The following is a 23750-nucleotide window of genomic DNA, read 5'->3' as shown; positions in this document are numbered from 1 at the left end:
GGCCGTGCCGTGTCTAGCGGGCGGTCACTCGCTCTGGAAGATCGCGATGAGGCGCAGGAACTCGAGGTACAGCCACACGAGGGTGACGACGAGACCGAACGCCGCGGTCCACGCGAACTTCGCCGGGACGCCGTTGCGGACGCCCCGCTGCACGGCGTCGAAGTCGACGATGAGCGACGCGGACGCGAGGCCGACGGCGATGAGGCCGACGATGATCCCCAGCGGACCGCTGCGCAGCCCGAAGTCACCGCCACCACCGGCGAGGACGACGACGAGGTTGATGAGCGAGAACGCGAGGTACCCGACCATCGAGAACAGCAACCACCGCGTGAACCGCGGCGTCACCCGCACGCGACCCGAGCGGAAGAGGAAGAGGCAGGCGGCGAAGGTTGCGACTGTCGCGACGACGGCCTGCAGCACGATGCCGTTCCACTGGTTCTCGAAGAACTTGCTGATCCCCCCGAGGAAGACACCCTCGGCGACCGCGTACGCGACGATGAGGGCCGGGCTGGGCTCGCGCTTGAAGGCGTTGACGAGACCGAGCACGAGGCCGACGATCGCCCCGACGAAGAAGAGCTGGGGAACCGTGACCCAGGTGATGGCACCGACGACGACGATGATCGCGAGGAGGCCCGACGTCTTGATGATGACGTCGTCGTAGGTCAGCCGGCCCGTCTGGACCGGCGTCGCGGACGGGGCGTTGTACATCGAGTTCATCGTCGCCGCGTCCATGCCCGCCTGGGCCGCGCCGTACTGACCGAACTGCGGCTGCCCGTACTGCTGGGGCTGGCCGTACTGCTGTGCGCCGGCATACTGCGCGGGGCGCGCGTTCGCACTGAACGCGTCGCTCTTCGAAAATACTGGGCTTCCCATTCCTGCCTCCTGGTCGCGGTTCCGGTCCGACGTCTGCGACGCCGGCCGAGGGGATCTCGCTGGCCGGATCATCACACGTGCTCACAGTAGTCAACGGACGAGCACGTGCGCTTGTTCCCACCCGATTCTCGGTCCTGGCGGCCTGCGCCAGGGCACGTCACAGCTCGACGACGGACGCCACCGCCCAGGGGGCGAGCGTGAGATCGAGGTCGAGGACGCCGTCCTGGCCGACGACGGCCGTGCTGCGCATGAGCGCGTCGGCGTGCTCGCGGAGGAACCGGGTCTGCTCCCGCGTGAGGTTGAGCGGCGCCCCCATGGCGTCCCACGCCTCGGCGACGTTCCCGTGGTCGGCGTCGAGCACCTCGATCGCGAACACGGCGCCAGGTGTCAGGCCGCCGATCGTGTGCCGGACACGGCGCTCGGGTCCCAGGTCCGCGAGGTCCCGGGTCTCGCGGAACGAGTTACGCGATCCCACCGACCGCGTCCCCATCTCCTCCGGGTAGTTGTAGAAGACCGCCGCGACGCGCGACGTCGCCGAGTCCTGGGAGATGACCCCGTGCGGGGTCGCCACGAGCAGGCGGTCGCCGAGGCGCGCGAGCATCGAGAACGCGTGGAACGTCGGCTTGTGGATCCCCTGCTCGTTGACGAGGCCGAATCCCCCGTGGAACGGGCCGAGACCCGCGCCCCCCTCCTCGAAGATGTCGGTGAAGGTCCAGTAGGAGATGGAGTCCGCGAGCTCGGTGCAGCGCAGGTAGCTGCGCGTGATGTACGTGGCTGCGTACACCGTGTCGTGCATGCGGTCGCGGCTCGAGGGCGAGCTCGACCACTCGGTGATGTGGACCTCCGCGTCCGGGTAGGCGCTGGCACCGATGAGGTCCCGCAGAAGGGTGAGGTCGTCGGCCGTGGCGTCCGCGTGCCTGCTCAGGTGCACGCCCTGCCCGTTGGAGTCGAACGCGAAGTCGGTCGGGTAGAGGTGGGTCGTGACGAAGTCCACGGGCAGGTCGCGCTCCGCGCACCAGACGAGGAACTCCTCGATCCACACCGGCCGCCAGTCCAGGGCGTCGATGTCTTCCGCTGCCGCCGTGGCGGCCTCTGCGGCGCGGTCCTCCGTCTCGCCCGCGTACCGCGCGTCGGGGACGAACACGCTCGTCGACGGTCCACCCACCTTGAGCCCGGCGTCGATCGCCTTGATCGCGGTCACGGTGCGGGCGTAGAGCTCGAAGTACTCCGTCTTCGTGCCGGTCCAGAAGTGCGGGACGAGGTTCGGCTCGTTCCACACCTCGAAGCGCCACTCACGCACCTCTTCGAGCCCGTACCGCTCGATCCAGTGCTCCACGGTGCGGACGACGAGCTCGACCCACCGGTCCATGTCCTTGGGCGGGCTGCAGTGGGCGCCCCACCAGAACACGGTCTCGGTCTGGGTGGCGAGCTCCCGGGGCATGAACCCGAGCTCGACGAACGGTCGCACCCCGAGGTCGAGGAGGAAGTCGAAGACCTTGTCGACGTAGGAGTAGGTGTACTGAGGCGTGTCGAGGGGGACGTCCGGCCCGAAGCCGCCGCCGTAGGAACCGCGGTAGACGAACATGTCGTCGTGGAACACGCCGTGGAACCGGACGAACTGGAACCCGAGCCGGTCGACGGCCTCCCGGAACTGGCCCTGCCAGTCGGCACGGAGGGCCTCGTTCGCCCGTCCGGCACCGGCGCAGTAGCTCCACACGTGCCGGAGCGCCGTTGCTTCTGGTGTCTCGCCGTCGATGACGACGGGCGACGGGTGACGGGTGGGGGCGGTCGTCATGGTGATCTCCTGTGATCTCTGGACGAGGTGCGCCGACGGTGGCGGCATGTCCTGCGGTCTGGTCGACCGAGCGTGCCCCCACAGGGACTCGAACCCTGACTGTGCCGATTTTAAGTCGGCTGCCTCTGCCAATTGGGCTACGGGGGCGGCGTTGACCTGCGACGCGAGCACGGACCCACGGCGGACCCGGGAACGACGAAGGAGACGCACCCACAGGGTACGTCTCCTTCGTCACGTCATCGCAGGACGATCAGCCCGCGACCTCGGAGGGCTTGCCGCCGGGGAGGACCGCGGAGTCCTGCGGCCCGCCGGCCGCCGATCCGTCGTGCTCGGGCTTCTTCGCCTGCTTGGGCGGGGCGGACGCCGCACGGAACTCGGCGCGCGGGTCGTGGATCGCCCCGACCGAGACGAGCTCACGACGGAACAGGTAGGCACCCACCCACCCGGTGGTGATCCGGACCTTGCGGCTGATGGTCGGCATCGCGGAGACGTGGTACGCCCGGTGCATGAGCCATGCGGGCATCCCACGGAGCTTGATCTTGCCGAAGAGGATCGCGACGCCCTTGTGCAGCCCGAGGGACGCGACGGTCCCGACGTTCTTGTGCTTGTACTCCTTGACCTCGCCGCTGCGCAGCACCGCGAAGAGGTTGTCCGCCAGGACCTTCGCCTCGCGGATGGCGTGCTGCGCGTTGGGCGGGCAGAACTTGCCCTCGTTGTAGAGGTCCGGGACGGCGGCGCAGTCGCCGGCTCCCCAGGCGTCCGGCACGACGTTGCCGTCGGCGTCGGCGACCTGGAGGGTCGGGAGCACCATGAGGCGGCCCATCTTGTCGAGCGGCAGGTCCGACGTACCGAGCACGGGGTTCGCCTTGACTCCTGCGGTCCACACGATCGTGTCGGAGTCGAACTCGACGCCCGTCGAGGTCACGACGTGACCGTCGACGCAGGAGCTGAGGAACGTGGAGAGGTGGAACTCGATCCCCCGCTTCTTCAGCTGCTCGAGGGCGTAGAGAGCCATCTCGAGCGTGAGCTCCGGAAGGATGCGGTCGGTGCCCTCGATCATGACGAAGCGGAGGTCGGACTGCTCGACGCCCGGCAGGTTCTTCACGGCGGCGCGAGCCATGTCCTCGGTCTCCGCGAGCGCCTCGACGCCGGCGAAGCCACCTCCGACGAACGTGAACGTGAGCATGCGCTTGCGCACGTCCTGGTCCCAGGTGGAGGTCGCGAGGTTGATGCGGTTGAGCACCTGGTTACGGACGGCGACGGCTTCCTCGACGTTCTTGAACCCGATGGCCTGGTCCGCGAGGCCGGGGATGGGCAGCGTGCGCGCGACGGAACCCAGACCGACGATGAGGTGGTCGTACGTGATCTCGTAGGGCTCGCCCTCCTCGGGCGTGACCTCGATCTTGCGGGCGCCGTGGTTGATGTTCGTCACGCGGCCCTGCAGGGTGTCGATGTTCTTGAGCGCGCGGAGGTGCGGAGCGACGACGTCACGGTCCGAGATGGAGCCTGCGGCGACCTCGGGGAGGAACGGCGCGTACGTCATGTACGGGCGCGGGTCGATGACGACGATCGCCGCCTCCTGGCGACCCAGGCGGTGCCGGAGCCGACGCGCCGAGTAGAGGCCCACGGACCCGCCTCCGAGGACGACGATGCGGGGAACCTTGCGAGGGCGCGGCGCCGCGGGCTTCGCGGAGACGGCAGCGCCCGTCTGGTCTGTCGTGTCCGTGGAGAGGTCAGTATCAGGCATACGGCCATCGTATTACCGGGACCTTTGGCCAGCGAGCAATCGTCTGCGTGATCCCGGGCACATCAGACGTGATCCCCAGCACACCGGGGCGCAGGCGCGCCGGGGATCGCCGACCGTGCGCCCGCCCGGCTCATCCCTGCGGCGCGGGCGAGGGCTCGGGCGCAGGCTCAGCACCGTCCTGCGCAGGGGCATCGGGCACCGGCTCGGGGTCCTGCGTCACCGGTGCGTCGCCGGTCCCTGGCGCGGTCGGGTCGGAACCCTCGCCCTCCCCTGTTCCCGCGAGCGGCGCCAGCGGCGCGAGCTGCGCGACGGGCGGGGCGGGCACGTCGGGTGCAGCGCCCTCCGGGAGCACGCGCCCGACCCCGTCCTCCCAGTAGCCGTCCCCCTCGAGGAAGCTCGGGACGGGATAGGCGTTCTCGACGGCGCGGCCGTACTCGTCCTCGCGCGGCGCGAAGTAGCGGGAGGAGCCGGACTCCGCGTCGTAGATGTCGCTCCGCCCGATGCGGACGGGCCGGCCCTCGTCGTCGACGATCTGCGCCCCGTCGAGGAAGGTGCCGTCGGGGCCGTACACGAAGAGGTTGCCGACGAGCTCGCCGTCGACGTACACGCCGTCCTCGGGGACGTCGTAGCCGTAGGAGGTGATGCTCGACCCTCCCTCACCGTCGGTGGCAGCCGCGGCGAACGGGAGGAAGAGCACGAGCGCCAGCGCGCTGAGCAGGGTCGGGGCCCACGACCACCGGTCGGGGACGGTCCACCGGCCGCGCCCGTACTGGACGCTGACGACGGTCAGGGCGACGAGTGCGAGCACGAACGTCGCACCCCCGAACATGCCCCCGAGAATGCTGGCCAGGACCCAGGCGCGTGCCACCCACCAGACCGGCCGGAGCACGAGGAGGAAGTCCTTGACGGCCGGCCATCGCGGGTGCTGCACGACGGCCCGTCGGGCGTCCGCTGCCGTCTCACGCAGACCCTCCCCCACGGCCCGGAACGCTCCGACCGGCCCCACGCGCTTCGCCGACGGAGTGGGAACGAGCATGGGCAGCCCCGCCGCGGCGCGCAGCTCCTGGGCGTAGTCCGCCGGAGTTCCGAAGCGGGTGGTGAGGTCGAGGACCGGCACTCCGGCACCGGGCTCCTGCCCGTCGTGCGGGGCGGCGGGGACGACGACGGGGATCGGGCCCGACGGGGACGCGGGATCCTCGACAGCCTCCATGAGGTCCGCCTCGAGCCCGTCGGTGAGGTCGTCCACCTGCTCCGGGGTGAGGTCGGCGAGATGGGAACGCACCTGCGTCGCGTACTCGCTCACGTGGTCGTAGAGGAAGATCGTCGTGGCCATCATGCCGCTCCTTCGCTCGCGAGGAGGGCTGTCATGGCCCCCGAGAACTCGTGCCATTCCTTGCGCTGGGTCTCGAGCATCGCCCGGCCCTGGGGGTTGATCCCGTAGTACTTGCGGTGCGGTCCCTCGTCGGACGGCACGACGTAGCTCGAGAGCATCCCGGCCGAGTAGAGGCGCCGGAGCGTCCCGTAGACGGACGCGTCGCCCACGCCCTCGAGGCCGGCGGCGCGCAACCGGCGGACGACGTCGTAGCCGTAACCGTCCGCCTCCGCGACCACGGCGAGGACCGCCGCGTCGAGCACGCCCTTGAGCAGCTGGGTGGTATCCATCGATCCTCCGTGCCGGGTCCTGACCATCCGGGACGGACGGTCGGTGGTGCAGCACACACAGTACTACGCACAGCGCACTACCGGCTAGACCGCACTACCCGGAGGGAGACAAACGGGCACAGAAGGACCCCCGTCGACGGCTGCTCGACGGGGGTCCGACGCGCCGGGGCGCTCGCGTCGCCTGGCGGAACCGATCGACTAGCTCGTCGGCACGAGGCTCCAGGCGATGCCGTCGAGGATGTCGTGCTCGCTCGTGACGACGGTCGCGAGCTCCCCGCCCGCTGCGGCCACCTCGTCCCGGACCCGCGCGACGACCTCTGACCAGACGAGTGCACCCGCGCCGATGACGTCGACCCTGCCCGGGTGCATGAACCCGAGCTCCGCGCGCTCGGCGCCTGTCCGCGCCAGCAGGTCCTCGCACGCCGCCAGCGTCGCGTCGACGTCGAGCACGGCACCGTTGATCCGCTCCCGGTCGTACTCGTCGAGCCCCAGCGCGTGCGCGGTGACCGTCGTGACGGACCCCGCCAGCCCGACGAGCGTCGCCGCCCGGCCGAGCGGCACCGTCTGCGCCGCGACGTCGAGAGCTGCCCGCACGTCCGCGCGGGCGCGGTCGGCCTGCTCGGACGTCGGGGGGTCCTGCACGAGGTGCCGCTCCGTCATGCGCACGCATCCCACGTCCATGGAGAAGGACGCCTCGGGCTGCTCGACCCCGAGCACCAGCTCGGTGGACCCGCCGCCGAGGTCGACGACGAGGTACGGCGCCGGGTGCGCCGTCCCGAGCACTCCCGTGGCACCGCGGAACGACAGAGCTGCCTCCTCCTCCCCCGAGACGACCTCCGGCTCGACACCGAGCGCGGCGACGACGCCGTCGACGAAGTCCTGGCGGTTCTCCGCGTCGCGGGACGCGGACGTCGCGACGAAGCGGATGCGCTCGGCACCGAGGTCCCGGCAGATCTGCGCGTACCTCGTCGTGGCGTCGAGGGTCCTCTCGAGAGCGTCAGGGGCGAGGCGGCCCGTGAGGTCCACACCCTGACCGAGACGGACGACCTCCATCCGGCGGTCGACGTCGACGAGCGTGCCGGCCACCGGGTCGATGTCCGCCACGAGCAGACGGATCGAGTTGGTACCGCAGTCGATCGCCGCGACCCGCACGGTGGCGGTCTCGTCGGCGGAGTCGGGGAAAGCGTCGGAGAGCCGGGGAGCGGGTGCCGATGTCATGGGGACAAGACTGCCACCCCTGCTCGGATCCGCAGAGCGGACCGGGCTCAGCAGGTGCAGCGGTCCGGCCGCCACGTGTCCCGCATGCGCTCGAGCGCCTCGTCTCCCAGCGGGTTCACCCCGGGGCCCGCCGCCAGGGCGTGGCCGACGAGGACGTGCAGGCACTTCACTCGCACAGGCATCCCGCCCGCGGAGATGCCCGCGATCTCCTCGACATGACCGAGCGCCTCACGCTCGGCGAGGTAGTGCTCGTGCGCCGCGGCGTACCGGGCAGCGAGGTCCTCGTCCTCCAGCAGCCGCTGGGACATCTCTCGCATGACACCGTTCGCCTCGAGGGTGCTCGCGCCCGCGACCGCGCCGGGACTCGTGAGGTAGAACGTCGTCGGGAAGGGCGTGCCGTCGTCGAGCCGGGGCGCGGTCCGCACGACGAGGGGGCGACCGCACACGCACCGGGCCGCGATGCCGACGACCCCGCGGGGCGGACGGCCGAGCTGCTCGGCGAGCACCTCGAGGTCGGCCGGGGTGACGGCGCGCGGGTCGATGTCGGCGGCGGGGGCCGGGTCAGTCACAAGCAGTCCAATCAGGGTGGGGGCGGGTTCCTCCGGGAACCTGTCGCGGCAACCATTGTGCCGTCACTGCGGAGCGTTGCCCGCAATCTGCACGGAGTCCCACACGGTGGAGTACCACGTCTGGTCGGCATCGAGCCCCGTCGTCACCGGGCCGTCGGCGACCTCCTCGCCGGCCTCCGGGTCGATGACCTCGACCGCGGACTCGGGGTCGAGCACCCGGTAGGGCGTCTCGCCGGGGAACACGAACGTCAACCTGCCGCGCGCCTGCGCGATGACGTACTTGTCGTCCTGCCACCGGCTCAGCTCGTTCTGCATCTCCTCGTTCGCCGCGCGCGTCGCTGCGAGCTGGGTGCGCAGCTCCTCGTTGGCCGCCTGCTGGCTCATGAACGGCAACGCTGTCGGGGTGATGAGGACGAACCCCGTGAGCGCCGTGAGGACGAGAACGACGGAACGGACGGTGAGGATCCGCACCCAGCCCGAGGGGCGGCCCTGGGTGGCTCCGAGCCGGGCAGAACCCCGGACCGCCGAGCGGCGCACGCGCGGCGACGCGGTGCGGGTGGAGGGGCGTCGGCGCGAGGAGCGTCCGGCAGGTCCGGTGGTCCCGGGTGTCCCTCCGGGTGGCGTGGCGGTCGACGCGCGCGGGCGCGGGCGCGGGTCGGGTTGTGTGGCGGGCTTCACCGCCGGCGCCTGCCGCGACGCGGGGCGGGCCGGGGTGCGCGGCGTGGCGCGCCCCGTCGTCCCAGCGCCGGAGGGGCGTGGGACGGGAGGACGGGATGCGGGAGCCACGCCCTGATTCTCCCCCGGGTACGCAGGTCCCGCCGACCACGACGCGCCGCCTCCACCGTGCCGACACACACGGACTCGCCGTACCGGGAGACGACACAGAGCTGCCCGGCGGTCGCGGGGACCACCGGGCAGCTCTGGCGTGCCGTCCCGCACGTGGTGCGGGACGGCTCAGGTCGAGCGGGTCAGCGGTTCCAGCGGGGGAACGCTGCAGCGCCGGCGTAGCGCGCGGAGTCGCCGAGGCTCTCCTCGATGCGCAGGAGCTGGTTGTACTTGTTGATGCGCTCGCCGCGGGCGGGCGCACCGGTCTTGATCTGGCCGGCGTTCGTCGCGACGGACAGGTCGGCGATCGTCGTGTCCTCGGTCTCGCCCGAGCGGTGCGACACCATCGCGGTGAAGCCGGCGCGCTGCGCCATCTCGACAGCCTCGAGGGTCTCGGTGAGCGTCCCGATCTGGTTGAGCTTGACGAGCAGCGAGTTCGCGCTGCGCAGCGCGATGCCCTTGGCGAGGCGCTCGGGGTTGGTGACGAACAGGTCGTCGCCGACGATCTGCACCTTGTCGCCGGTGGTCGCGACGAGCTCGGCCCAGCTGTCCCACTCGTCCTCGCTCAGCGGGTCCTCGATGGACACGAGGGGGTAGTCGGCGACGAGCTGGCGGTAGTACTCGACCATCTCGGCCGGGGTCTTCGCGGCACCCTCGAACTGGTAGGCGCCGTCCTTGAAGAACTCGGTCGCTGCGACGTCGAGCGCGAGGCCCACGTCGACGCCGGGCGTGAAGCCGGCCTTCTCGATCGCCACGAGGATGAGGTCGAGCGCAGCGCGGTTGCTCGAGAGGTTGGGGGCGAAGCCGCCCTCGTCGCCGAGGCCGGTGGACAGGCCCTCGCTCTTGAGGACGGACTTCAGGGAGTGGTAGACCTCCGCGCCGGTGCGCAGGGCCTCACGGAACGTCGTGGCGCCGATGGGGGCGACCATGAACTCCTGGATGTCGACGTTGGAGTCGGCGTGCGACCCACCGTTGAGGATGTTCATCATGGGGACGGGCAGCACGTGGGCGTTGGGGCCACCGACGTAGCGGAAGAGCTCCAGGCCGGCCGACTCTGCAGCGGCCTGCGCGACGGCGAGCGAGACACCGAGGATCGCGTTGGCGCCGAGCTTGCCCTTGTTGGGCGTGCCGTCGAGCTCGATGAGCGTCGCGTCGATCTCGCGCTGCTCCTCGGCCTCGAGGCCGATGAGCTCGGGGGCGATCTCCTCGTTGACCGCGTCCACAGCCTGCTGGACGCCCTTGCCGAGGTAGCGGCCCTTGTCGCCGTCGCGGCGCTCCACGGCCTCGAAGGCACCCGTCGACGCACCGGAGGGGACGCCCGCGCGGGCGGAGGAACCGTCATCGAGGACGACCTCGACCTCGACGGTGGGGTTTCCGCGCGAGTCGAGGATCTCGCGTGCGTACACAACTTCGATGCTGGCCACAGATGCTCCTTGGGAAGGACTTGAGGTTTACCTCCCCAGCGTACTTGGATCGCAGCCGGGAGCGTCGGGATGTTCGTCCCGTGGTTCCCGCGGCAGCCCTCCTCCGGACGCACCGCGGGCCCTGACCTCGGATGAGGTCAGGGCCCGCGGTGTCACTCGGTCAGGGCAGGTGTCACCACCTATGCGCCGTCAAGCCCCCGACGTCGGTACCGGACGAGGGCAGCGCCGACACCGACGAGCAGCGCCAGGGCGAGGAGCGCCCCGGTGAGCTCGGCACCGGTGAGGGCGAGCGATCCACCCGAGCGCGGCGCGTCGCCAGCTCCGGGGCCGGCAGGACCTGCCGCAGGGGCCGTGCCCGGGTCGGTCCCGTCCTCCGGCGGCACGACCGGGTCGGTCGGGTCGGTCGGGTCGGTCGGGACCACGACGTCGAGGGTCTCGACGAGCTGCCCCACCCCCCAACGGCTCGTGTCCTGGTAGGAGTTGCCCGTCGGGTCGCTCCACGACCGCACCGAGGTGCGCGCCGTGTTGCCGGGCGTCGCGTCGTTGACCTGGAACTCGACACCGATGAACGGGCCGTCCTCCGCCGCTGCGGCGAGGGCGACCTCCTCCGGCTCGGTGAGCTGGACGGACGCCTCGACGATGTACCCCGTGTCCGTGATCGCCGTCGCGCTCTGGAGGTTGTCGCCGATGACGGTGGGGTCACCGCCGAACGACTGCTCGTTGTCGAAGTTGACCCGGTAGTGGCCGTCCGCCGGGTTGAGCGGACCGGACTTCGCGTTGGTCGGGTCGACGAAGAACTCGACCGAGTCCTGCAGGTAGGCGTCGATGGCCGACTTGTCGAGCTCGTCGTCGGTGACCTCGAAGAGGAGGTGCAGCACGCCCTCCGTCCACAGGGTGCGGACCGTGGCGGTCGCTCCACCCTCTGCTTCGCCCTCGACCTGGGTGTCGGTGCTCACGACAGCGGCACCGGCCCAGGCCTCCTCGATCTCACCGTCGATGGTCACGTCGCCCTCGGCACGCGGGATGGCCACGTAGCCGACGGGCTCGACGAGCACGGCGGTGCCGAGCGCGGAACCGTCCTCCTGGTTGTGCGTGAGGTCGTTCCACGACACGAGCTCACCGGTGCCACCGTCGGCGATGCGGACGTCGAACGGCACGGTGGAGTCACGGGTGATGCCGTCGACGGCGAGCTCGGCGACGACGGTGTACCCGGTCTCCGTGCTGACCACCTGGGTGCCGGCGGTGGATCCGTCACGCGCGACCTCGAGCGAGGTGTCACCGGCGAACAGCGTCACCGTGTCGGCGGCGCCGTCGTCCGTGGGGTCCTGCACCTGGACGTAGGCCAGAAGTCGACCCTCGTCCCAGCGCAGCTGGAAGCCGGTGGTCCCGGCGTCGCTCGACTCGATCTCCGTCAGCGGGAGCAGCGCCCACTCGATGTCGTCGACCACGCCGGGCTCGACCGTGAGGTCGGCCTGGTGGGTGGTGACCTGGCGGGTGAGAGCCGGCAGCTCGCTGCGGTCGGCGATGCCCCAGAAGGCGGGCTTGGCCTGGCGCTCCTCGTCGAACACCAGGGGGGCTTCCCCGGTGCGCCAGGTGCGCGCGTCGTCCGGTCCCCAGAGAGTGACGGAGAACAGGTCGGGGTACTCACGGAGCATGTCGAACAGATCCGCGTAGTAGTACCCCTGCTGGACGAGCCGCTCCGGGGTCGCCTCGCCGTTGACCCCGACGTCGAGCTCCGTGACGACCTGCACGAGGCCGGTCTCGGCGAAGGCGTCGATGCTGGCCTTCATCTGCGCGATCGGCGTCGCGAGGCTGACGTGGAACTGGTGTCCCATGCCGTCGACGGGCGCGCCACGCTCGAGCATGCGCTCCACGACGTTGACCATCGCCTGGCGCTTGCCGGGCAGCTCGGTGTTGTAGTCGTTGATGAACAGGGTGACGGGTCCGCCCACCTGGCCGCCGTTGAACGCGTCGCTCGCGTACTCGAACGCGAGGTCGAGGTACTGCTCGCCGAGCACCTGGAACCAGCGGCTCTTGCGCAGGCCGTCGGACTGGGACTCGTCGATCGCCTCGTTGACGACGTCGAACGCGACGATCGGGTTGGTGGCGGAGCCGAACTCCCCGTACTTCGTGCGGTAGTGGTCCGCCACGGTGTCGATGTGCGTCTTCATGCGGTCACGGAGGATCGCCTGGTCTGCTGCGCTGTTGGTCAGGGGCTCACCGGCAGCGTTGTTGAAGAACCACTCAGGCGTCTGGCTGTGCCACACGAGCGTGTGCCCGTAGACGCGCATGTTGTTCTCGACCGCGAAGTCCACCAGCGCGTCAGCGCCAGCGAAGTTGAACTCACCCTCGGTGGGCTGGATCGCCTCAGGCTTCATCGCGTTCTCGGCCGTGATCTGGTCGAAGTGCTTCGTGACGAGGACCTCGCCCTGCCCGTCGGTCTCGCGAGCGTCGATCGCGACGCCGAGGGGCCACGGGAGCGGGTCGTCGAGGTCGTTCAGGGACGGGATGTCCGTCTGCACGGGAGTCTCGTCGCCGGGGTTGATCGCGGTGACGACGATGTCGTCGACGAGGAACGAGGACGTCCCTGCCGCCGTCTCGAAGTAGAGCAGCAGCTGGTCGGCGGTGGAGGGGGCCGTGTACGTGGCGGAGATCTGCTGCCACGCGCCGCTCTGGACGTTGGTCGCGGAAGCGACCTGCGAGTAGGTCGTGGCGTCCGCGAGACCGCGTTGCTGGCTGAGGTTGACGTCGGCGGCACTGGCCCCCGCCGCCATCTTCACCCAGGCGGAGACCCTGTAGGAGGCTCCGGGCTGGAGGACGTCGACGACGTCTGCCTGGAGGCCGTTCCAGGGGTTCGTGCGACCGGACACGAGGGCTGCCTGCCCACCGTTGCGGCCGTCGTCGTCGAGCGCAGCGACGGCCTGGGCGTCGCCGCCCTCACCGCGCACGCCCCAGGCACCGAGCCCGGTCTCGAAGTCGTTGCTGAGCCCGGGGTCTGCCACGGGAGTCTCCGGCTCGGCCGGGATTCCGGTCGCGTCGGCTCCGACGGGGAGGGTGAACTCCCAGTCCTGAGCGAGACGCTCCGCCACGACGGTCCGCACCGCGGCGACGCTGTTGTTCCGGTCGCCGCCACCGTCGTGCACGAGCACGATCTCGCCCGCCCTCATGCTGGCGCGGAGGTTCGCGGTCAGCGTGGCGAGGTCCTGGGTCTCCCAGTCGCTGATCGTGTTCGTGACCTCGAGCGGCTGCATGCCGAGGCGCACGGCGACGGCCGGGGTCGCACCCCAGCTGCCGTTGGGCGCCCTGAAGAACGGTACGGGCGCCGTCGGGTCGCCGAGCGCCTCGCGGATGATGTCGAGGTTCTCCCGGAGGTCGGCCTCGATGTCGGCCTCGGACGCGCTGCCGAGGTCGGCGTAGCCGGTCGTGTGGTTGCACAGGACGTGGCCCTCGTCGACCATCCGCTGGAGCAGCTCCGCGCCGCCCGGCTTCTGGATGTTCTCGCCGATGACGCAGAACGTCGCCTGGATGTCTTGCGTCTCGAGGAAGTCGAGGAGGTCAGCCGTGGTCTGGCCGTTGGGACCGTCGTCGAACGTCAGGGCGGACACGTTGCCCGAGCCCCGTGCGGCGGTCACCGGGGTGACGACAGGGCTCGTGGGCTCGGCGGGAGCCTCGCCGCCGCCGGCGGGACGCTCGGGGCCGTTGATGACGACGTCGTCCACCATGAACGACGTGGCTGCACTGCCCGCCTCGAGGTAGAGCAGCGCGCCGGTCGCTGTGGCGGGCATCGTGTAGGTGCCGGAGAGCTCGACCCACGAGTCGCCGACGTTCGTGGCCTCGGCCACCGTGACGTAGTCCGAGGGGGTCTCCTCGACGGTGAACTTCAGCGTGTCCGCGGTGGAGCCGGCGGGCAGCCGGACCCAGGCGGAGACGTCGTACTCCTCGCCGGGCGCGAGCAGACCGGTGAGGGAGGTAGCGGTGCCCTGCCATGTGTCGGCGCGGTCCGTGACGAGCAGGCTGCTGCTGCCCGTGTGCGCCTCGGGTGAGAGTGCCAGCTTCGCGGCACCCCGTGGTGCCCACGGCTCGTAGGTGGTCTCGAAGTCGTTGGAGAGGATGTCGACGTCAGCAGCCTGCGCCGAGGTGATGGGAAGGATTGCGAGGGGCGCTGCTACGACTGCGGCAGCCACGAGGGCCGCGATCCTGCTTCTTCCGGGGGAGGCTTGAGCGCGTGCGTGTCGCGGCTCAGCTCTACCCTTTCCGAAAGTTTCGATCTGTGCGGGCGAGATCATCACACGCTCCTTTGCGAGTCCGATGCCCAAAAGGGGACACGGGGCACCTTACGGGGGTGAAAACTCCCCCGCAAGAGCGCGTGACCCTCCCGTGACGAACCCGAAAGTTTCGCTCCGATTCTGCTACCACATACCGGACAGTTCGACGTTCATCGCCGCCTTACCGCGTGCCGACGGCCGCAGCGGCACCCACGTTCCCGACGATGACGGCATCGATGAGCTCGGTCGCCCAGGTGAGGATCTCCGCCCCGCGCAACGGTCGCCCACCGATCCGCGCCGTCGTCGGGAAGGGCACGAGGATCGTCCGGGTCGCTGGCTTGACCATCGCGCCCGGGTAGAGGCGCTTGAGGCGCAGCTCCGCCGACTCCGCGAGATCGACCGGCGCGAACCGCACGAACTTCCCCTGGGACGTGACGTCCGAGAGGCCCGCCGCGCGCGCATGGTTGCGGAACGCCGCGACGTCGAACAGGTTCCCCACCATCTCCGGGACCGGTCCGTATCGGTCGACGAGCTCCGCGCGGATGTCCGCGAGCGCCGCGTCGTCCTGCGCGGCAGCGATCTTGCGGTACGCCTCGAGGCGGAGCCGCTCGTGCGCGATGTAGTCGTGCGGCAGGTGTGCATCGACGGGCAGCTCGATCGTCACCTCCGGCGCCTCCTCCTCGACCTCCCCGCGGAAGGACGCGACGGCCTCCCCCACCATGCGGATGTAGAGGTCGAACCCGACCCCCGCGATGTGCCCCGACTGCTCGCCGCCGAGCAGGTTCCCGGCGCCGCGGATCTCGAGGTCCTTGAGCGCGACGGCCATGCCCGACCCGAGGTCGGTGTTGGCGGCGATCGTCGCGAGGCGGTCGTGCGCGGTCTCCGTGAGAGGCCGCTCGGGCGGGTAGAGGAAGTACGCGTACGCGCGGTCCCGACCGCGCCCGACACGTCCGCGCAGCTGGTGCAGCTGTGACAGGCCGAGCATGTCGGCGCGCTCGAGGATGAGGGTGTTGGCGTTGGAGATGTCCAGCCCGGTCTCGATGATCGTCGTGCAGACGAGCACGTCGAACTTCTTCTCCCAGAAGTCCATGATCACGCGCTCGAGCTGGTGCTCGCCCATCTTCCCGTGCGCCACCTCGATGCGGGCCTCCGGGACGAGCTCGTGCAGGCGCGCGGCCGTCCGGTCGATCGACTCGACCTTGTTGTGGACGTAGAACACCTGACCCTCGCGCAGCAGCTCGCGGCGGATGGCCGCGCTGATCTGCTTCTCGTCGTACGCGCCGACGTACGTGAGGATCGGGTGGCGCTCCTCGGGGGGCGTCGCGAGGGTGGACATCTCCCGGATACCCGTCACGGCCATCTCGAGCGTGCGCGGGATCGGCGTCGCGCTCATCGCGAGGACGTCGACGTTGGTCCGCAGCTGCTTGAGCTTCTCCTTGTGCTCGACACCGAACCGCTGCTCCTCGTCGACGACGACGAGGCCGAGGTCCTTGAAGCGGATGGACCCGGACAGCAGCCGGTGGGTGCCGATGACGACGTCCACCGTGCCCTCCGCGAGGCCGTCGATGACCTCCTTGGCCTCCTTGTCGGTCTGGAAGCGGGACAGTCCCTTGACGACGACCGGGAAGCCCGCGTACCGCTCGGAGAACGTGTCGTAGTGCTGCTGGACGAGGAGCGTCGTCGGCACGAGGACGGCGACCTGCTTGCCGTCCTGCACCGCCTTGAACGCCGCGCGCACCGCGATCTCCGTCTTGCCGTAGCCGACGTCACCGCACACGAGACGGTCCATCGGGACCGTCTTCTCCATGTCCGCCTTGACCTCGTCGATCGTCGCGAGCTGGTCGGGGGTCTCGATGTACGCGAAGGCGTCCTCGAGCTCTCGCTGCCAGGGGGTGTCCGGGGAGAAGGGGTGCCCCTTCGTCGCCATGCGCGCGGAGTACAGGCGGATGAGCTCGCTCGCGATCTCCTTGATCGCCTTCTTCGCCCGGCCCTTCGTCTTCGCCCAGTCGGAGCCCCCCATCTTGTTGAGGGACGGCGACTCGCCACCGGTGTACTTCGTCACCTGGTCGAGCTGGTCCGTCGGCACATAGAGGCGGTCCCCCGGGTGCCCCCTGCGCGACGGCGCGTACTCGATGACGAGATATTCGCGCACGGCCGCGTTCGCACCAGCGCCGAGCGTGCGCTGCACGAGCTCCACGAACCGGCCGACGCCGTGCTGCTCGTGGACGACGAAGTCGCCCGGCCGCAGCTGCAAGGGGTCGACGACGTTGCGCCGCTTCGAGGGCATCTTGCGCATGTCCCGCGTCGAGGACCCCGAGCGCCCCGTGAGGTCGGACTCGGAGAACACGGCGAGCCGCTGCTCGGGTGCGACGAAACCGGGTCCGACCGGGGCGGGCGTGACGAGCACGACGCCGCCCTCGGGCTCGGCCGTGATCTCGCCGACGAGGCGCGCCGGTGTGTCCGCCCCGCTGAGCTGCTCGACCATGCGCTTGGCGGGGCCGTGGCCCTCGGTCGTGAGCACGAGGCGCCAACCGGCGCTCTGCAGCCCGCGGATGTCGTCGAGCGCGCGCTGCACGTCGCCGCGGTAGCTCTCGACGTCCCGGGCGGCGATCCGGAGCGTCTGCGCGCCGTCCTGGAGGCCGGGCCGCAGGTCGTCCGCGCCGTCCGAGACGTCCGGCGCCGAGGGGTCGTCGAGTGCGAACGCGCTGAGCGTCCACCAGCCGAACCCGCGCCGGGCAGCGGTGTCCCGCACCTGCTCGATGGTCGCGAACGACGCCGCGCCGAGGTTGATGGGCGAGCTGCCGCCCGCGGCCGCGCCCGTCCAGGCCGCGGCGAGGAACTCCTCGGTCGTCGAGACGAGGTCGAACGCACGGCGCCGGACCTTCTCGGGCTCGGAGATCACGACGAGGCTCTCGTCGCTCACGAGATCGAGGACGGGGACCATCGAGTCGACGAGCACCGGCGCGAGCGACTCCATGCCCTCCACGGCGATGCCCGCGGCCATCTTCGTGAGCATCTCCTCCGCCCCCGGGAGCTGCTCGACGAGCGCCGCCGCCCGGTCCCGCACCTCGTCCGTGAGCAGCATCTCCCGGCAGGGCGGGGCCCACAGCCCGTGGTCGGCGACCTCGAGGCTGCGCTGGTCCGCGACCGCGAACCAGCGGATCTCCTCGACGTCCTCGCCCCAGAACTCGATGCGCAGCGGGTGGTCCTCGATCGGCGGGAAGACGTCGAGGATGCCACCGCGCACGGCGAACTCGCCGCGCCGCTCGACCATGTCCACGCGCGCGTAGGCGGCCGCGGAGAGCCGGTCCGCGACCTCCGACAGGTCCGCTCGGTCCCGGACCTCCAGGCGCACCGGCTCGAGGTCGCCCAGCCCACCGACGACCGGCTGCAGCAGCGCACGCACAGGCATGACGAGCACGCGGATCGCCCCCGTCATGCCGCCGTCGGCCGAGGGGTGGGCGAGCCGCCGGAAGACCGCGAGCCGCCGGGCCACGGTGTCCGACCGCGGCGAGAGCCGCTCGTGCGGGAGCGTCTCCCAGGCGGGCAGCACCGCGACGTCGTCGTACGGGAGGTAGCACCGCAGAGCAGCGGCGAGGTCGTCCGCCTCCCGCCCCGTGGCGGTGACGACGACGAGCGGCCGCGACCCGGCCGCCCCGGCGGCCGGGACGGGGCCGTCGCTCGCCCTCGCCCCGGCCATCGCCGCAAGCAGCGGCGGGCGCGTCCCGACCGGTCCGACGACGTCGAGGAAGCCCCGCGCCGGCACCTGCTCGACGGCGGCGGCCGCGCCGGGGTCAGCGAGGAGAGCCGGCAGGATTCCCGTGAGGTTCATGATGTCCTTGTGGTCGACGACAGACGGTCCGGGCACGCGAAGAAGCCCGGATCTCGATCGATCCCGGCTCTCGTCCAAGCCTACGTCCGGTCACCGACCTGCAGCACGCGGTCGGTGGGACTCCGTTTCACCGCCGGACGGAACGCGACACGGCGGTTCCGAGCAGCCGCCCCGTGCGTCCGATCACGCCTTCGTGTGGAACTTCCCCTGCGCGGCCAGCAACCCCTGCGTGAGGATCATCTCGACCGCGTCCGCCGCATCGTCGAGGAGGAACGGGAGCTCCTTGCGCTCGACCGCGGAGAAGTCCTTGAGGACGAAGTCCGCGGTGTCCATGCGCCCGGGTGGTCGCCCGACCCCGGCGCGGACCCGCACGTAGTCGCGCGTCCCGAGCGCTTTCGTGATGTCCCGCAGACCGTTGTGGCCGCCCTCGCCGCCGCCGACCTTGCACTTGATGTCACCGAACCCGATGTCGACCTCGTCGTGGACGACGAGGACGTTCGCCGGAGCGACGTCGAAGTACTGGGCGAGGCCGGCCACCGGACCGCCCGAGGTGTTCATGTACGTGCTCGGCTTGGCGAGGATCACTCGTGGTCCCGGCGCACCGCCCGGCAGCGTGCCGAGCCGGGCGTCGGCCACGAGCGCCCGCGCCCGGTGGGCGGCGAACCGCGCCCCGTACCGCTCCGCGAGGACGTCCAGGACCATCTGGCCCACGTTGTGCCGGTTGCCCGCGTACTGCGGACCGGGGTTCCCCAGCCCGACGACGAGCCACAGATCATCCGACATGTTCTTGCTCCCGCGTCACTCGTCAAGGACGACGATGCGCCCGGCACCATCGGCACCGGGCGCATCATCCCGGGGCTCGCGCCCCGCGGTGGGTTGCTGCGGACCCGGGGGTCAGCGGCAGCCCGCTGGCATCAGAGGCCGGCAGCCGTCTCGGCTGCGGAGGCGGAGGCAGCGGCCTGGGTCGCGGCGACCTCGGCAGCGGCCTCGTCGTCGGCCGAGTTGTCCTGCGGTGCCGTGACGGTGACGATCGTCTGCTCGGGGTCGCCGATGAGGACCGCGCCCTCGGGCAGCGCGACATCCCCTGCGCGGACGCGCGCGCCTGCGGCGAGGCCGTCGATCGACAGGTCGATGGACTCCGGGAGGTTCGTGGCGAGCGCCTCGACGAGGAGCGTCTGGATCTCGACGATGTGGATGGTGCCGGGAGCGGCCTCACCGACGATGTTCACGGCGATCTCGACGTTGACCTTCTCGCCCTGCTTGACGATGAGGAGGTCGACGTGCTCGATGACCGACTTGACCGGGTCACGCTGGACGTCCTTGACGATGGCCAGCTCGACCGCGCCGTCGAGCTCGATCTCGAACAGGGCGTTCGCGTGCTTGAGCGCGAGCATCGTCTGGTGGCCGGGCAGGGCGACGTGCAGGGGCGCGGTGCCGTGGCCGTACAGGACGGCGGGGACCTGGTTGTTGCGGCGGACGCGGCGCGCGGCGCCCTTGCCGAACTCGGTGCGGGCCTCGGCGACGAGCTTGATCTCTGACACAGGAACTCCAAGAAGTGTGGGACGGGCGGACCACCGGTGGGGGGTCGTCGACTGACAGCGGGAAGGTGCTCGGGGGCGGGTGCGCGACGTCCTCGCCGGGCCCCTCGATGGTGGGCGGCTGCATCGGCGCGGGACACATGACGGACGCGCAGGATGCGACCGCCCAGTCGATTACGGAATCCGTGACGGTCGAGCCGTCACCGTCCTGACAGTGGCGGTGCTCGCAGCACCTGCCCGTCAGACGTCCCTCGCCGAGGCAACCGCATCACTGTACCCGCCCCGCCCCCGCGTCGTCGAACTCCGGACGGCAGGGGGACGGGGCGGGACAGCCCGGCGCGGGACGGTGCGGCGTCACCGCACGTGGCAGCAGCTGTCAGGCGTTGCCCTCGAACAGCGACGTGACCGACCCGTCGTCGAAGACCTCGCGGATGGCACGGGCCAGCAGGGGCGCGATCGACAGGACGGTGAGCTTGTCGAACTGCTTGTCCGGGGTGATCGGCAGCGTGTCCGTGACGATGACCTCGCGGGCGCCGCACTCGCTCAGGCGCTGCGCGGCCGGGTCCGAGAGCACGCCGTGGGTCGCGGCGACGATGACGTCCTTGGCGCCCGCGTCGAGCAGGACCCGCACGGCAGCAGCGATGGTTCCGCCGGTGTCGATGAGGTCGTCGACGAGGACGCAGCTGCGCCCCTCGACCTCACCGACGACGCGGTTCGCTGCGGACTGGTTCGGCACGTTGATGTCGCGCGTCTTGTGGATGAACGCGAGGGGGGCGTCGCCGAGCTTGGCGGCCCACTGCTCCGCCACCCGGATGCGTCCGGCATCCGGGGACACGACCGCGACGTTCGCGAGATCGACGCGGGTGCGCACGTAGTCGGTGAGCAGCGGCATGGCCCACAGGTGGTCGACGGGGCCGTCGAAGAACCCCTGCGCCTGCGAGGTGTGCAGGTCCACGCTCATGAGCCGGTCCGCCCCGGCCGTCTTGAACAGGTCCGCCATGAGTCGCGCCGAGATCGGCTCGCGCCCACGGTGCTTCTTGTCCTGGCGGGCATAGCCGTAGAAGGGCTGCACCACGGTGATGGTCTTGGCGGACGCACGCTTGAGGGCGTCGACCATGATGAGCTGCTCCATGATCCACTGGTTGATCGGCGCTGTGTGCGACTGCAGGACGAACGCGTCCGCCCCGCGCACGCTCTCGCCGAACCGCACGTAGATCTCGCCGTTCGCGAAGTCGTAGGCCGTGGTGGGGAGCAGCGCCGTGCCGAGCTCGCGGGCGACGTCCTGGGCAAGCTCGAGGTGGGCCCGTCCGGAGACGAACACGAGGCGCTTCTCGCCGTCGGGAGAGGTGATTCCGGTGACCATCAGTCGCGGCGTCCTTCTGTGGTGCCACCGGTCGCGGACGACGGCGTCGCCTGCTCGTGGGTAGCGGTCGGGGGGGTGGGCACGGGCAGGGTCGCCTGGTGGTCCGCCTGGGCGCGCTCCGCGCGCGCCTGGGCTCCGAGGGCGGAGACCGGACCGTCGATCTCGGCGCGCATGCGCTCCGCGGCCCGGGCAGCGTCGGTCCCGGGACGACGGCGCTCGACCCAGCCCTCGATGTTGCGCTGCGTCCCGGCCGAGACGGCGAGCGCCCCGGAGGGCACGTCGTTGCGGATGACCGAACCGGCGGCCGTGTAGACGCCGTCGCCGATGTGCACGGGGGCGACGAAGAGGTTGTCCGCGCCCGTCCGGGAGAACGACCCGACGGTCGAGTGGTGCTTGCTCACGCCGTCGTAGTTGACGAAGATCGTGGCCGCGCCGATGTTCGTGTGCTCGCCGATGGTCGCGTCGCCGACGTAGGACAGGTGCGGGACCTTGGAGCCGTCGCCGATCGTCGCGTTCTTCGTCTCCACGAAGGTGCCGATCTTGCCGCTCGTCCCGAGCACCGTGCCGGGCCGCAGGTAGGCGAACGGGCCGACGCTCGCGTCGTCACCGACGACCGCGCCGGTGGCGTGGGTGCGCACGACGGTGGCATGGGCGCCCACCCGGACGTCGGTGAGGGTCGTGTCGGGTCCGACGGTCGCACCCTCGCTGATGACGGTCGAGCCGAGCAGCTGGGTGCCGGGCAGGATCGTCACGTCACGCTCGAGCTCGACGTCGACGTCGATCCACGTCGTGGCGGGGTCGACGACGGTGACCCCCGCCGTCATCCAGTCGGCGAGGACACGCCGGTTGAGCTCGGCGCGCAGGACGGCGAGCTGTCCGCGGTCGTTGACGCCTTCGACGACGAACGGGTCGTCCGTGCGGACCGCGCGGACCGCACCGCCCTCGCCCCGGGCGATGGCGAGGACGTCGGTGAGGTAGACCTCGCCCTGCGAGTTGTCCCGGTCGAGGCCCCTGAGCCCGTGGCGCAGGACCTTCGCGTCGAAGACGTAGATCGACGAGTTGATCTCACGGATGCTGCGCTGCTCCGGGCTGGCGTCCCGGTGCTCGACGATCGACAGGACCTCGCCGGTCTGCGGGTCGCGGACGATGCGCCCGTACCCGGTCGCGTCGTCGACCTCGGTCGTCAGGACGGTGACGGCGTTGCCGTCCGCGACGTGCGCGGCGAGCAGCTCCGCGAGCGTGCCGGAGTCGAGCAGCGGGATGTCGCCCGCGATGACGACGACCGGCCCCTCGACGCCGTCCCCGAGACCGCGCCCCTCGGCCCCCTCGGGCACTCCCGCCTGGGCAGCCTGCGCGTGGGCGGCGGCGTCGAGCACGCTCAACGCGCACTGCACGGCCCGGCCGGTGCCGGGCACGTCGTCCTGGTCGACGACGAGGACCTGCGGGTCGACCGTGGTGGCGTGCTCGGCCACGGCGTCACGCTCGTGCCGGACGACGACCGCGACGCGGGCGGGGTCGAGGCCGCGAGCGGCAGCGAGGGCGTGGCCGAGCATGCTCCGGCCGCCGAGGGTGTGCAGGACCTTGGGGATCGAGGAACGCATCCGCGTCCCTTCGCCTGCAGCGAGGACGACTACTGCCGCCGGTTGAGCGGTGGTCACGAATGGACTCCCGGGTGCTCGAGATCAACTGCCTGGAAGCGCCGCGACCGCGACGCCAGCTCCGCCCCCAGGACTCGAACCTGGACTAAAGGCACCAAAAACCCTTGTGCTGCCGATTACACCAAGGCGGAAGGACGACCTTCGATCAGGTGGCGGTCCGGACGCCGTGAGGGCACCGCCCGTCGAGGGTCCGCCACTCATTCTGCCAGGATTTTTGGTCCGTCCAAACGCTCGGGATCGATCGGCGTCCGGCATGATGTATGCGTGCCTCCGGACAACAAGCGCGCTCCCCGCGCCCGCATGACAGCCAAGGAGCGCCGCGAACAGCTGCTGGACGTCAGCCGCTCCCTGTTCGCCATGAAGGGCTTCGAGGGGACGAGCGTCGAGGAGATCGCCGCTCGCGCCGAGGTGTCCAAGCCCGTCGTGTACGAGCACTTCGGCGGCAAGGAAGGGATCTACGCCGTCATCGTCGACCGCGAGATCGAAGGGCTCACGGCTGCGCTCACCGGGGCGCTCACCGCCGGGGGCCACCCGAAGGTGCTCGTCGAGCGCACCGCGCTCGCCCTGCTCGCCTACATCGAGTCCTCCGAGGACGGGTTCCGCATCCTCGTCCGTGACTCCCCCGTCGCCCAGGCCACCGGAACCTTCTCCAGCCTCATCGGTGACGTCGCCACCCAGGTCGAGCACCTGCTCGCCGAGCAGTTCGACCGACGGGACCTCGATCCCGGCATCGCGCCGTTGTACGCACAGATGCTCGTAGGCATGGTCGCGCTCACAGGTCAGTACTGGCTCGACGCGCGCAGCCCGGACAAGGCCGAGGTCGCCGCGCACCTCGTCAACCTCGCCTGGAACGGGCTGGCCGGCCTCGAGCGCGACCCCATCCTGCGGCCCGGCGCGACGCGCTGACCCGCGGCCCCGCCCGGAGGAGGGTCTTGCGCAGGGACCCGTCGGTGCGCTTGGCTCTGTAGCGACCCCCGATGG

The 23750-nt window shown here is 70.8% G+C and carries 16 protein-coding genes and 2 tRNA genes; 1 reads left to right on the top strand and 17 read right to left on the bottom strand.

Annotated features, from left to right (window positions below; all coding sequences use genetic code 11):
- Nucleotides 1–24: 24 nt before the first annotated feature.
- The 17 genes from AC54T1_RS13985 to AC54T1_RS13905 form a co-directional block, all read right to left on the bottom strand.
- A complete protein-coding gene (locus tag AC54T1_RS13985) occupies nucleotides 25–873 on the bottom strand; it encodes a Bax inhibitor-1/YccA family protein (RefSeq protein ID WP_484345821.1) in 849 nt (282 codons plus the stop codon).
- Nucleotides 874–1030: 157 nt separating this feature from the next.
- The gene (locus AC54T1_RS13980) at nucleotides 1031–2668 is read right to left on the bottom strand and encodes a GH39 family glycosyl hydrolase (protein ID WP_496912305.1); all 1638 of its coding nucleotides are present in this window, start codon (nucleotides 2666–2668) and stop codon (nucleotides 1031–1033) included.
- Between the two features lie 73 nt (nucleotides 2669–2741).
- Nucleotides 2742–2815 (bottom strand) — tRNA-Leu (locus AC54T1_RS13975).
- Nucleotides 2816–2918: 103 nt separating this feature from the next.
- Nucleotides 2919–4415, bottom strand: coding sequence for an NAD(P)/FAD-dependent oxidoreductase (locus AC54T1_RS13970; RefSeq protein WP_484345823.1), 1497 nt, complete (start codon nucleotides 4413–4415; stop codon nucleotides 2919–2921).
- Between the two features lie 130 nt (nucleotides 4416–4545).
- The gene (locus tag AC54T1_RS13965; protein ID WP_496912304.1) at nucleotides 4546–5748 is read right to left on the bottom strand and encodes an HAAS signaling domain-containing protein; all 1203 of its coding nucleotides are present in this window, start codon (nucleotides 5746–5748) and stop codon (nucleotides 4546–4548) included.
- Nucleotides 5748–6077 carry a PadR family transcriptional regulator gene (locus AC54T1_RS13960; RefSeq protein WP_484345825.1) on the bottom strand — a complete coding sequence of 110 codons (330 nt, stop codon included), beginning with the start codon at nucleotides 6075–6077 and terminating at the stop codon, nucleotides 5748–5750. The genes AC54T1_RS13965 and AC54T1_RS13960 overlap by 1 nt, the downstream gene beginning before the upstream one ends.
- A gap of 198 nt (nucleotides 6078–6275) precedes the next feature.
- Nucleotides 6276–7295, bottom strand: a complete 1020-nt coding sequence (locus AC54T1_RS13955) for a Ppx/GppA phosphatase family protein (protein ID WP_496912303.1) — start codon at nucleotides 7293–7295, stop codon at nucleotides 6276–6278.
- A 47-nt stretch (nucleotides 7296–7342) separates the two neighbouring features.
- Nucleotides 7343–7864 (bottom strand): DUF501 domain-containing protein, encoded by a 522-nt coding sequence (locus tag AC54T1_RS13950; RefSeq protein ID WP_496912302.1) that lies wholly within the window; start codon nucleotides 7862–7864, stop codon nucleotides 7343–7345.
- 63 nt (nucleotides 7865–7927) lie between these two features.
- Nucleotides 7928–8542 carry an FtsB family cell division protein gene (locus tag AC54T1_RS13945; protein WP_484345828.1) on the bottom strand — a complete coding sequence of 205 codons (615 nt, stop codon included), beginning with the start codon at nucleotides 8540–8542 and terminating at the stop codon, nucleotides 7928–7930.
- A gap of 290 nt (nucleotides 8543–8832) precedes the next feature.
- The gene (gene eno, locus AC54T1_RS13940; RefSeq protein ID WP_484345829.1) at nucleotides 8833–10113 is read right to left on the bottom strand and encodes a phosphopyruvate hydratase; all 1281 of its coding nucleotides are present in this window, start codon (nucleotides 10111–10113) and stop codon (nucleotides 8833–8835) included.
- Nucleotides 10114–10292: 179 nt separating this feature from the next.
- Nucleotides 10293–14297 (bottom strand): endo-1,4-beta-xylanase, encoded by a 4005-nt coding sequence (locus tag AC54T1_RS13935; RefSeq protein ID WP_496912301.1) that lies wholly within the window; start codon nucleotides 14295–14297, stop codon nucleotides 10293–10295.
- Between the two features lie 262 nt (nucleotides 14298–14559).
- Nucleotides 14560–18210 (bottom strand): transcription-repair coupling factor, encoded by a 3651-nt coding sequence (gene mfd, locus AC54T1_RS13930; RefSeq protein ID WP_496912325.1) that lies wholly within the window; start codon nucleotides 18208–18210, stop codon nucleotides 14560–14562.
- Nucleotides 18211–18393: 183 nt separating this feature from the next.
- Nucleotides 18394–18993 carry an aminoacyl-tRNA hydrolase gene (gene pth, locus AC54T1_RS13925; protein ID WP_496912300.1) on the bottom strand — a complete coding sequence of 200 codons (600 nt, stop codon included), beginning with the start codon at nucleotides 18991–18993 and terminating at the stop codon, nucleotides 18394–18396.
- 131 nt (nucleotides 18994–19124) lie between these two features.
- Nucleotides 19125–19751 carry a 50S ribosomal protein L25/general stress protein Ctc gene (locus AC54T1_RS13920; protein WP_484345832.1) on the bottom strand — a complete coding sequence of 209 codons (627 nt, stop codon included), beginning with the start codon at nucleotides 19749–19751 and terminating at the stop codon, nucleotides 19125–19127.
- 373 nt (nucleotides 19752–20124) lie between these two features.
- Nucleotides 20125–21111, bottom strand: a complete 987-nt coding sequence (locus tag AC54T1_RS13915; protein WP_484345833.1) for a ribose-phosphate diphosphokinase — start codon at nucleotides 21109–21111, stop codon at nucleotides 20125–20127.
- The gene (gene glmU / locus AC54T1_RS13910; protein ID WP_496912299.1) at nucleotides 21111–22769 is read right to left on the bottom strand and encodes a bifunctional UDP-N-acetylglucosamine diphosphorylase/glucosamine-1-phosphate N-acetyltransferase GlmU; all 1659 of its coding nucleotides are present in this window, start codon (nucleotides 22767–22769) and stop codon (nucleotides 21111–21113) included. The genes AC54T1_RS13915 and glmU overlap by 1 nt, the downstream gene beginning before the upstream one ends.
- A gap of 59 nt (nucleotides 22770–22828) precedes the next feature.
- Nucleotides 22829–22900: transfer RNA gene (locus tag AC54T1_RS13905), tRNA-Gln, on the bottom strand.
- 169 nt (nucleotides 22901–23069) lie between these two features.
- On the opposite strand from AC54T1_RS13905, the gene AC54T1_RS13900 reads away from it, so the two are divergent.
- Nucleotides 23070–23675, top strand: coding sequence for a TetR/AcrR family transcriptional regulator (locus tag AC54T1_RS13900; RefSeq protein WP_484345936.1), 606 nt, complete (start codon nucleotides 23070–23072; stop codon nucleotides 23673–23675).
- The last annotated feature ends 75 nt before the right edge of the window (nucleotides 23676–23750 follow it).

It is taken from the genome of Sanguibacter sp. Z41_6, assembly GCF_059621145.1.
Note: the sequence above shows the minus strand (reverse complement) of the source record. Positions and strands in the feature narration are given on the sequence as shown.

Coding starts and splice junctions, on each gene's coding strand:
- AC54T1_RS13985 (WP_484345821.1), bottom strand. CDS start 873: ATGGGAAGCCCAGTATTTTCGAAGAGCGACGCGTTCAGTGCGAACGCG.
- AC54T1_RS13980 (WP_496912305.1), bottom strand. CDS start 2,668: ATGACGACCGCCCCCACCCGTCACCCGTCGCCCGTCGTCATCGACGGC.
- AC54T1_RS13970 (WP_484345823.1), bottom strand. CDS start 4,415: ATGCCTGATACTGACCTCTCCACGGACACGACAGACCAGACGGGCGCT.
- AC54T1_RS13965 (WP_496912304.1), bottom strand. CDS start 5,748: ATGGCCACGACGATCTTCCTCTACGACCACGTGAGCGAGTACGCGACG.
- AC54T1_RS13960 (WP_484345825.1), bottom strand. CDS start 6,077: ATGGATACCACCCAGCTGCTCAAGGGCGTGCTCGACGCGGCGGTCCTC.
- AC54T1_RS13955 (WP_496912303.1), bottom strand. CDS start 7,295: ATGACATCGGCACCCGCTCCCCGGCTCTCCGACGCTTTCCCCGACTCC.
- mfd (WP_496912325.1), bottom strand. CDS start 18,210: ATGAACCTCACGGGAATCCTGCCGGCTCTCCTCGCTGACCCCGGCGCG.
- pth (WP_496912300.1), bottom strand. CDS start 18,993: ATGTCGGATGATCTGTGGCTCGTCGTCGGGCTGGGGAACCCCGGTCCG.
- AC54T1_RS13915 (WP_484345833.1), bottom strand. CDS start 21,111: ATGGTCACCGGAATCACCTCTCCCGACGGCGAGAAGCGCCTCGTGTTC.
- AC54T1_RS13900 (WP_484345936.1), top strand. CDS start 23,070: ATGACAGCCAAGGAGCGCCGCGAACAGCTGCTGGACGTCAGCCGCTCC.